The 8,142-nt window shown below is 44.9% G+C and carries 9 protein-coding genes and 1 tRNA gene; 7 read left to right on the top strand and 3 right to left on the bottom strand.

Going from position 1 to position 8,142, the window contains the following annotated elements:
* On the bottom strand, positions 1–189 hold a 189-nt coding region (locus LUCIF_RS22180), incomplete at its 3' end, for a transposase (protein WP_503100509.1).
* A 529-nt stretch (positions 190–718) separates the two neighbouring features.
* On the opposite strand from LUCIF_RS22180, the gene LUCIF_RS22185 reads away from it, so the two are divergent.
* Positions 719–794 (top strand) — tRNA-Ala (locus LUCIF_RS22185).
* Between the two features lie 163 nt (positions 795–957).
* On the opposite strand, the gene ytaF is transcribed toward LUCIF_RS22185, so the two are convergent.
* Positions 958–1,587: a sporulation membrane protein YtaF gene (gene ytaF / locus LUCIF_RS22190; protein WP_207858300.1), complete on the bottom strand. Its 630-nt coding sequence runs from the start codon at positions 1,585–1,587 to the stop codon at positions 958–960.
* A gap of 212 nt (positions 1,588–1,799) precedes the next feature.
* Between ytaF and LUCIF_RS22195 the strand changes: the two genes are divergently transcribed.
* The 3 genes from LUCIF_RS22195 (at position 1,800) to LUCIF_RS22205 (ending at position 4,473) form a co-directional block, all read left to right on the top strand.
* The gene (locus LUCIF_RS22195; protein WP_122630019.1) at positions 1,800–2,810 is read left to right on the top strand and encodes a glycosyl hydrolase family 18 protein; all 1,011 of its coding nucleotides are present in this window, start codon (positions 1,800–1,802) and stop codon (positions 2,808–2,810) included.
* 209 nt (positions 2,811–3,019) lie between these two features.
* Positions 3,020–3,421 (top strand): hypothetical protein, encoded by a 402-nt coding sequence (locus tag LUCIF_RS22200; RefSeq protein WP_122630020.1) that lies wholly within the window; start codon positions 3,020–3,022, stop codon positions 3,419–3,421.
* 227 nt (positions 3,422–3,648) lie between these two features.
* Positions 3,649–4,473: a D-alanyl-D-alanine carboxypeptidase family protein gene (locus LUCIF_RS22205; RefSeq protein WP_122630021.1), complete on the top strand. Its 825-nt coding sequence runs from the start codon at positions 3,649–3,651 to the stop codon at positions 4,471–4,473.
* A gap of 52 nt (positions 4,474–4,525) precedes the next feature.
* Here LUCIF_RS22205 and LUCIF_RS22210 read toward each other — a convergent pair whose 3' ends face one another.
* Positions 4,526–4,879: a hypothetical protein gene (locus LUCIF_RS22210; protein WP_122630022.1), complete on the bottom strand. Its 354-nt coding sequence runs from the start codon at positions 4,877–4,879 to the stop codon at positions 4,526–4,528.
* Between the two features lie 553 nt (positions 4,880–5,432).
* On the opposite strand from LUCIF_RS22210, the gene LUCIF_RS22215 reads away from it, so the two are divergent.
* The 3 genes from LUCIF_RS22215 to LUCIF_RS22225 form a co-directional block, all read left to right on the top strand.
* The gene (locus LUCIF_RS22215; RefSeq protein WP_122630023.1) at positions 5,433–6,488 is read left to right on the top strand and encodes a LacI family DNA-binding transcriptional regulator; all 1,056 of its coding nucleotides are present in this window, start codon (positions 5,433–5,435) and stop codon (positions 6,486–6,488) included.
* Positions 6,489–6,665: 177 nt separating this feature from the next.
* The gene (locus LUCIF_RS22220) at positions 6,666–7,898 is read left to right on the top strand and encodes an NAD(P)-dependent malic enzyme (RefSeq protein WP_122630024.1); all 1,233 of its coding nucleotides are present in this window, start codon (positions 6,666–6,668) and stop codon (positions 7,896–7,898) included.
* A gap of 30 nt (positions 7,899–7,928) precedes the next feature.
* The coding region (locus tag LUCIF_RS22225; protein WP_207858302.1) for a hypothetical protein at positions 7,929–8,142 on the top strand (214 nt) is incomplete at its 3' end.

Consider the following 8,142-nt stretch of genomic DNA (forward strand, 5'->3'; position numbering starts at 1 on the left):
TTTAAACATCCGAATCGGGTCAATCGCATTTCTGCCATTATCCAGACAATAGCGCTCTTTCAATTCCTCATACACAAAGGAGAAATCAACAAGTTCGCTGATTTGTCGCAGCATATTATCCTTGGGAATAATCAAGTTATAGAGCTCTATATAGGGACTTAAAACCATGGCTTGTTGTTGTTGTATCATTTGACTCACCTGCTCCCTTTGATACCTTAATTATACAGGAAAAAAGGTACAGCCTCTTCAGTTTTATTGAGAGACTATACCTTTTTTAGCATCATAGGGACTTTTTCAGTGGCCTCCTGCCAGAGTACAGGGTCTTTATTTTAGGGCAGAAAAATAGCGGCAAAGCCGCTAAATGGTTGCCTTGATAATAATACCAAAAGGGCGGTAAACAGGCAAACCCAAAACATATTAAAAGGGAGAATGTGAAAAAGAGTATATTATAAGTATACAATATTGCTGTGATTTTACTAGAGGGACTGTAAAAATTTTTAAAATTACCACAAAAAATATTGTAATAGTGTAAAGATGGGTGGTCGGTTAGGATGACACAACACACCGCATTTTTACAAGATAAGTTAATGTTATTTTATTATGAAAAATAGGCACTTGCTAAACCGGCGGTTTTTGCTGTATAATATCCTACAGAAGAGAACTTGGACTTATCCGGGGTAATGTACCGACTAGGTTCCATAGCGATATATAGCTAAATGGGGGCGTAGCTCAGTTGGGAGAGCGCTTGGTTCGCATTCAAGAGGTCATGGGTTCGAATCCCACCGTCTCCACCAGAAGAATTAAAGCTTTGCGGGTTTATTACCGCAAAGCTTTTTATTTTTGCTGTCCAAATTTGATAAGCGGTTCAACGGCCCTTGGTTTTTTACAAAGGGGCTATTGCTTTGGAAGCACTCCTTGGAAAATTAGTGTTAATTTTAGCTCTATAACAGGTGTTCATCAACTGAGAAGCGTATGGGTAGCAATCACCAGAAGGATGATTCCGCTTAATACGGTGCTGAATTCGCCCAAAGTGAAGGAACCAATCCGGACGTCTGCCACTTTGCGGCCCAGAGAAGCTCCGGCCCAAATTGTTATAAAACTGCCGATTGCAGCAGCTATGGAAATGGCATGCGGCGACAGACCGAGCAATCCTGCGCTCAGGCCATTGGTTAGTGCATTGGCCGAGAGGGCTATGCCGAGAAAGAATGCTTCTCCCAACCCGATTTCGCCGGAACTGTCAACGTCGGCAATTTCGGGATTTTCCAGCAGCTCTTTAATACTTCGGTTTTGTAGTTCGTTTTCATTAATGGTTTGTTTTTTATGGGGCCTTGTTAATAAGATGATTCGAATACCGAATATAAACAATAAAAAGGCGCCGATCAGAACAGGGAGTATACCGGGCAGAACCCTGGAAAGCCAGTTGCCGAACAGGATACCGGCTTCACTAAAGAGCAAACAAATGACCGCGATTAGAAAATTGGAAAGTATACCAACACGGATATTCCGGATCCCGTAACAGATACCCACGCCAAAATTGTCCACACTGGATGAAACTGCAAAACCCAGGATAATAAGCCATGGCATCATGTTCTACTACTCCTCCCATGTGAAACATTGCTATATAATATGAGATATATTGTATTTTAGTGCTAGCTAATTAGATAATATATATATTTGTATATATCTGGTACATCCGGTGTGTTTTTCTATATTTGGCGCTGCCGGTGACTGGCGAGAATAGAACTATTCCGTAGGATTATGAATATTTTAATAAAAAGAAGTTTTTAGGGAGGAAGGTTATGACAGCGGATTTTGTACCAACTCCCGAAGTTTTGGCTTATTATGTAGGAACCGAAAGGTCAGGGCTTCGTTATCAATATTTAAAGGATGCATTCCCCTGGATAACCTATTTAGGTACAGTAAATTATACTGTCGATGAGAAGGGCAATTTACACGGTATTACGGATCCGGATTTTCTGGAAGAAGTGCTGGATTTGGGAATCAGGCCCTTGGTAGTACCACAGAACATTACTGCCGGGGGTTTCAGTACCGCCACGATTCATCAAATTCTAATCAGCCCGCCGGCTCAGAAGAACCTGATTGACAACCTGTTGACGCTCCTCCGGCAATACCGTTACGACGGCTGGAATCTTGACATGGAATCAATATCCCCGCAGGACCGTAATCTCTTCAGTCAATTTACTAAACGACTTTTGGCCTGGGCCAGACCGGAACCTTACCTGGCATCGGTTGCAGTAGCGGCACTGACATCCGGACAAAAGTCAGGCGAAGATTACCGTGCTTTAGGCCAAACCAACAATTTCTTAATGATTATGACTTATGACGAACATTGGGCAGGCGGGGAGCCCGGACCCATTGCTTCGATCCCCTGGGTGGAAAGGGTAATTCAGAATGCGTTAACGCAGGTTCCATCGCAGCAAATTGTCCTGGGAATCCCGCTCTATGGTTTGGACTGGGAGATTCCCATACAGAAAAACAGGCGGGCCAGGACGGTTTCATTCCGCGAAGCAGCGGGCCTGGCTGAAAAGTATGGTGCAGATATAAACTGGAGTGTGAAAAATCAGGAACCCTGTTTCAGCTACCAGGAAAATGGCCGGCAGCATATTGTCTGGTTTCAGGATCCCACGAGCTGGGCCGCCAAAATAAGTTTGGTTTTCAAATATAATTTACGGGGTATTGGGTTATGGGAAATGGCTTATGCCGATCCGGAATTTTGGCATACTCTTAGAAAAACGGTAGCTCACTGTCAAAACGGTACGGTTCACGAGGATAAATTAGTTTCAGAATAAGGCGACTAAAAGAAAATCCAATTACCAATTTCTAATTGCCGAAAGACCGCCTTAAGCGGTCTTTCCTGTTTCCAACGTGTTCACATTTTTGTCACATTTATAGTGTATTTTAGAAGTTATAGTGAATGGATTGACTGGTCCGGCGGATGGACTAGCCGGGTAATAATAGATATACTAAGAGTAGTTGTACAGAATAGGAGTGATTAAAATTGATCTTAGGATTTATAATTGGTGTTGGTGTTGCTTTTCTTCTTACCTGGTTTCATATTGACCATACGGTAATCGCGGGAGTCAGGGAACTGCTCAAAATTGATATTGGCCCAAACGGATACTATCTCCTGATGGGAATTGCCGGAGGTATTTCACGGGTAATGATTGGCGGTTTTATCTCGGGCTTAGTTGTTGCTTATTTATTTACCTTCGTCAAGTTCGACCATATTATTCTTGGGGGATTAAAAGAATGGTTTCATTATGACATAAGTACGAGTGGTTATTATTTGCTGTTTGCCATCCTTGGTGCAGCAATGAGCTTTCTTAAAGTTGTAAGAATGTTTTTAAGTCCGTTCTTTTTTTTACTAGGCGGGAAAGGAGGAAAATCCTCCCGGCGGTAAATTCGATCATTCAATCTAAACGACAGGCCGTCATGGCCTGGTGTTTGTTGGATCTGCTATAGTGGAATATTACCGTGTTTTCTGAAGGGTTTTGTACCGGCATATTCATAAGCATTTAAGTGCTGAAAAAGAATTATTTCTTGCATAAATGGGCAATGATTCCTTTTGACAGATTGCTAAGCTGCATTGTATAGTAAATTGAAACAGGACTAAATGGAGGTTATAGGATGCATCGTCGAATGCTGTTCGTATGTTTTCTGCTACTTTTTGCCTGGATCAATGTTGTTTGGGCGGCTCCTTTACCGCTGCCGCCGCAGGTAGGCGCGGAAGCCGCCATACTGTATGCGCCTGCCACCAAGCAGATTCTGTTTGGAAAAAAACCGGATGCTATTATGTATCCGGCCAGTACAACCAAAATTATGACGCTCATTACCGCGATTGAAGCAGGAAAGCCGGACGGCATAGTCACAGTGAGTTCTAAGGCCGCTAATACCGAAGGTTCAAGTCTGGGTCTCAACGCCGGTGACCAGTTGACATTACAAAACGTAATGTTTGGGATGATGATGGTCTCGGGAAATGATGCCGCTGTGGCAATTGCTCAAAATGTAGCGGGCTCCGTTCCGGCGTTTGTGGACATGATGAATGCCAATGCCGCTAAGATTGGAGCGACTCGTACCCATTTCTCCAATCCAAACGGGCTGCCTGATCCGATTAACCACTATACAACGGCGCATGACCTTGCGCTAATCGCTGCTTATGCGCTGCAGAATCCGCTATTTGCCAAAATTGTATCCACTCCCGAATATGACGTTCAGTTTCTTAACCGTCCGACGATGCATGTTACAAATATCAACCGGTTGTTAAAAACGTATCCGGGCGCGGATGGGGTTAAAACCGGTTATACACATGATGCCGGCGATTGCCTGGTTGCCGCCGCCAAGCGAAACGGAGTCCAGCTGATTGCCGTTATGCTCAACGATGACCAGCGGTGGGATGATGCGGTAAAACTATTGGATTACGGTTTTCAAACCTTGCACGTTAACCGGAATTAATGGAACTACATAGGCCAAAAAGAAAAAACAGGCGAGAAGCCTGTTTTTTTTCTCATTCATCATGCTGCGAGAATATGATCGAGTCGTTCATTAACTGACTGCCGGGCCAAGGGACATGCCGGAATATTTCATCTTTTGAGTTTTCGTCCCGGGTCTGTTTGCTGCTTAAAGCCTTACGGTAATGAATGAAAGAACCTTTTTTACCGCATTCGGGACAATACGTATTGTCGGAACGGTGCCGGTTGGCCTTCCAGGAAAATAAGTTGAAGTGGAGCCCGCAATGCTGGCAGATAAAGCCGTTGACAAAGACTCCTTCCCGTTCCGCTACTCTCACACCGATGGGTTTGTTGTCAGTTACAGATACAGGCTGGCTGTTTCGATTAACGCGGTTGAGATCATGATCCATTTGTTTTAACCTCCTAATCGCGAAACCGCATAATTGAATAACTTAACCCACATTTCGCACTCTGAACTTATGGCGGCAATATGTTCTCCCAATCCATAGCCACAAAGTAATAATGACCCTATACTTCGCTTAAAATTCACTAAGTTTATCTTTTCCCGGGGATCAGAAAGTATAACTTTTCGGGTTATTTCTAAATAATGTGTCTTCTTCTCAAACTTCCGAAAAGTAAAATACTTTCCTCCCACTTAAAGACCTTTTGGGTCTTTCTTGGGAGAGTTATTGTCGAGTGACAGAGGACTGCGGAAAGTGGGATATAACAAAAATATTCTGTGACAAAGAAGAAAATCCTACCCTTCTGTTTGAGAATATTCGTGGGGAAATCTAGCCAGAACCTGGTTTTGGATGAACAATGAGTAAATGAAAAAACACTGCTTAAATTACCTTTTTCACAAAAGATAAAATGGATTGACAATTTTGCAAACGTTTGTTATTCTGATAATGCGAATATTTCAGAAAATGATATACAATAATGAATCTTGCAAGGTGATATAAAATGGCCGTTACAATTAAAGATATAGCAAAAATTGCCGGTGTAAGTTATTCAACCGTATCAAGAAGCTTAAATAACAGTGATCTGGTGGCCGATGAGACAAAAGAAAAAATAAAGTCGATTGCCGGCGAGTTAGGTTTTGCTTTTAACGCCAATGCAAGAAGTCTAAGTACCAAAAAGACAGGCACAATCGGTATTATTTATCCTGAAAGCTACTACATTGATGTGTTTGACGTAAATTTATTTTATAATTCCCTGCATAACCAAATACGGCGCAGCCTGGAACGGGAAGAACTTGATTTAATTATTGCTTTCCCCAGAAACCGGGTGAACGGTCCGAGCAGTAATATTGAACGATTGGTAAAAAGCAGAAAGGTGGACGGTCTGATCCTGGTTAATCCCGCTTTGGATGAATTGGATAAGGATGCTCTAAAATTGATGCAGAGCAATAAAATTCCCTTTGTATTCTTGCATCACTGCCCGGATGATTCACGGCTTTCGGAAGAACATAATGTTTTTGCCACGGACCATTTTAAGGGTGGTTATATAGCGACAGAACATCTCATTAGATATGGGCATAAGCAGATTGCCTGTATTACGGCCCGGGAGAGCGGCGAAGAGTATGCCAACCGGACCGCCGGCTACAAGGCGGCTCTGGATGCATACGAAATTCCATTTAATCCTGATATCTTCTTCAATGGCGATCGTTCTTTCCAATCCGGTTATCATATTATTATGAACACTAAAGACAAGCTGAAGAAATTCAGCGCCGTGTTTGCGCAGACGGATATGATGGCCCTCGGGGCGATCGAAGCGCTTAAGGAATTGAAAGTTCGAGTACCGGAAGACATTGCCGTCGTAGGATATGACGATATTGAAATCGTGAATTTTTTCAAACCCTTATTGACGACGGTACATCAGCCGCGTGAAAAGATTGCCGTATTGGCTTGCGAAACTTTGATAAATATGATGAAAGGCAATAAGCAAAAAAGAAGAAATGTACTTGTGGATCCGATCTTAATAAGGAGAGAATCCTGTGGATCACGGTTGCAATATTAGATGGGGAATTATCCCGGATTTACCGGGAAAGAACAATAAAGCTTTTTGCAAACGTTTGTTAATTAAAGATTAAAAATTTTTGCTGTTTTTGCAAACGTTTGTAAGATGGTTGCTTGAAGATTTCCCTAATTATCGACAAAGACTGGTTAAAATTAAAAATAAAAAGGAGAGGTTCAAATGGAATTGCGGGAGCGGGCCTTAAAACTGCATAAGGACAATCAGGGAAAAATTGCATTGCAATGCAAAGTTCCCGTGGCGAACAAAGACGACCTGACCCTGGCGTACACGCCGGGGGTAGCCGAGCCATGCCTGGAGATCAAAGCGGATTACGACAAAATTTATGACTATACCGCCAAAGGCAACCTGGTTGCCGTTGTAACCAACGGTACGGCCGTCCTGGGGCTTGGCGACATCGGCGCCGGCGCCGGCATGCCGGTTATGGAAGGCAAGGCCGTCTTATTCAAGACCTTCGCCGGGGTGGATGCCTTCCCGATTTGTTTGGATACCAAAGACGTGGACAAAATTGTCGAAGCGGTCAAACTCATGGAGCCTACCTTTGGGGGTATCAACCTCGAAGACATCAAAGCCCCGGAATGCTTTGCCGTGGAAGATAGACTCAAGGAAATCTGCCGGATTCCCATTTTTCACGACGACCAGCATGGGACCGCCGTGGTAACCCTGGCGGGACTCATTAATGCCTTGAAAATCGTCAATAAGCGCTTCGCCGATCTGAAAGTCGTCCTCAACGGCGCCGGCGCCGCCGGTACGGCCATTGCCAAACTTTTGCAATCCTTTGGCACGACCGATATCATTCTTTGTGACCGTAAAGGCATTATTTCCCTCAAAAATCCGGATTTAACCCCTGACAAAAGGAAAATTGCCGAACGGTTCAACCCGCGGCAGCTCACCGGCAAGCTGTCCGACGCCCTCCAGGGAGCCGACGTATTTATCGGCGTATCGGCGCCGGGGGCCGTTACGGCGGAAATGGTAGCGACCATGAACCGGGATGCCATTCTCTTTGCCATGGCGAATCCGGTACCGGAAATCTATCCGGAAGAAGCCAAACAAGGCGGCGCCAAAGTCATCGGCACGGGGCGATCGGACTTCCCCAACCAGGTGAACAACGTACTGGCTTTCCCGGGGATCTTCCGGGGCGCTTTGGACGTGAGGGCCGCTACGATCAACGAAGCCATGAAAATTGCGGCGGCGGAGGCGATCGCCGGCTGCATCCCGGCGGCGGAACTCAACCCGGATTATATCATTCCCTATGCCTTCGACCGGAATGTGGCGCCCCGGGTGGCGGCCGCGGTAGCCAAAGCGGCTCTCGCAACCGGCGTAGCCCAAAACCAGGATGTAACGCCGGAGTGGGTTGCTGAACATACCCAAAAACTGCTGACAGCAAACAAATAAGATAACAAAACAATCGAGGAGGAAATTTACATGGTAAAAGTAGGAGTTGTGGGCTACGGTGTCATTGGCCAGCGATTGGCGGACGGAGTAGCCCGGCAAAAAGACATGGAACTGGTGGGCGTGGCTGATGTGGCGCCGACCCTGGCGATCCGGGCGTTAAAAGAAAAAGGCATGCCCTATGCCTTCTACCTGGGCATGGCGGAAAACAAGCCTCAATTCGACGCGCTGGCGATCCCTGTAGCGG

Source organism: Allolucifera butyrica (genome assembly GCF_900476375.1).
GTDB classification, from domain to species: domain Bacteria; phylum Bacillota; class Negativicutes; order Sporomusales; family UPPP01; genus Lucifera; species Lucifera butyrica.

Coding starts and splice junctions, on each gene's coding strand:
- LUCIF_RS22195 (WP_122630019.1), top strand. CDS start 1,800: ATGACAGCGGATTTTGTACCAACTCCCGAAGTTTTGGCTTATTATGTA.
- LUCIF_RS22210 (WP_122630022.1), bottom strand. CDS start 4,879: ATGGATCATGATCTCAACCGCGTTAATCGAAACAGCCAGCCTGTATCT.
- LUCIF_RS22205 (WP_122630021.1), top strand. CDS start 3,649: ATGCATCGTCGAATGCTGTTCGTATGTTTTCTGCTACTTTTTGCCTGG.
- LUCIF_RS22215 (WP_122630023.1), top strand. CDS start 5,433: ATGGCCGTTACAATTAAAGATATAGCAAAAATTGCCGGTGTAAGTTAT.
- LUCIF_RS22220 (WP_122630024.1), top strand. CDS start 6,666: ATGGAATTGCGGGAGCGGGCCTTAAAACTGCATAAGGACAATCAGGGA.
- ytaF (WP_207858300.1), bottom strand. CDS start 1,587: ATGATGCCATGGCTTATTATCCTGGGTTTTGCAGTTTCATCCAGTGTG.